Below are 1,394 nucleotides of genomic sequence, written 5' to 3' on the forward strand. Positions count from 1 at the left end.
ACGGCCCGGCGCCCGCTCCCACCCGCAGCAGGGAGAGGAAGACCCTTGGAGCTCGCCGCCGCGAACGCACTCACACCGACCCGTCCGACACGCCGGACCGTCCTCCGGGGACTGGTCGCGGGCGGTGTCGCGGTGGGGCTCGGCGCCCGTTCGCCGTCCGCGGCGCGGGCGGCCGGCCGGGACGGCGGCTGGGACGCCTTCGCCGCCCGGGTGCGGGAGGAGTTCACCGCCATGGGCCTGGTCGGCGCGGCGGTGGCCGTGGTCGACGGGGACGGCGTGCTGCTGAGCCTGCCGCTCGGGGTGCGCGACCTGGAGAGCCGGGCGCCGGTGACCCCGGCGACCCGGTTCCTGGTCGCCTCGACGACCAAGTCGATGACCTCGCTGCTCGCCGCGACCTACGTCGACCGTCGGCAACTCGCCTGGGACCAGCGGGCGATCGACGCCTGGCCGGGGTTCCGGGCCCCCACCGACCGGCTGACGTACTCCCTGAAGGTCCGCGACCTGCTGGGCATGGCCACCGGGATCGACGAACCACCGGCCCTGTCCGGCCTCCACGAGGGCGACCCGACGGCCCCTCAGCTGCTCACCTCCCTGGCCACCCTGCCGGTGGCGGCCCGCCCGAACACCGCCTACCTCTACAACAACACCGTCTACTCGGTCGGCGGCTACCTCCCGCTGCTCGCCTCCGGCGTGACCGGCGACGCCCTGACCGGCGCCTTCGCCACCGAGATGCGGGACCGGGTATACGGGCCCGCCGGCATGGTCGGCGCCCGGATCGCCGACGACCCCCGCGGGCTGGTCACCGACTTCATGCGCGGCACCGTCCCCGACCTCACCGGCGCCAACCGTCCGCTCGCCTACGGGCCGGTCGGCAGCTACGCCCCGGCCGGCGGCACCCTCGCCTCGCTCGACGACATGGCGGCCTACGTCCGTCTGCAGCTGCGCCGCGGCGTTTCCGTGGACGGCCGCCGCGTGGTGTCGGCGCAGAACCTCGCCGAGTGCTGGAAGCCGCACATCCCCGTCCCCGTCTCGCCGGAGTTCGACCCGGACGTCACCGCCTCCGGCTACGGCATGGGCTGGATCCGCAACCGGTTCCGCGACGGCACGTCGCTGGTCTGGCACAACGGCGGCATCGACGGCTTCACCTCGTACATCGGCTTCCTGCCGGAGCGCGACCTCGGGCTGGTCGTGCTCAACGCGATGAACCCGACCCCGACCGGACCGTACTTCTACCTGTACGTCCTCAACCTGCTGCTGAGCGAGCGGTTCGGCCTCAACCGGGGCGTCCCGGAGAAGGCGCACGCCGCGTACCTGGCCGCCCTCCAGGGCCTGCGCGACCTCGGGAGCCGCACCGCGCCGACGGACCCGGGGGCGACCGCGGCGTTCCTGGGGCA

The 1,394-nt window shown here is 74.5% G+C and carries 1 protein-coding gene; it reads left to right on the forward strand.

The features are described 5' to 3' along the window. Positions 1–45: 45 nt before the first annotated feature. Positions 46–1,394: serine hydrolase domain-containing protein (locus tag ABZ641_RS37370; RefSeq protein ID WP_359989038.1), on the forward strand; the 1,349-nt coding region annotated here is incomplete at its 3' end.

The organism is Kitasatospora sp. NPDC007106, assembly GCF_040634455.1.
Lineage (GTDB): Bacteria > Actinomycetota > Actinomycetes > Streptomycetales > Streptomycetaceae > Kitasatospora > Kitasatospora arboriphila.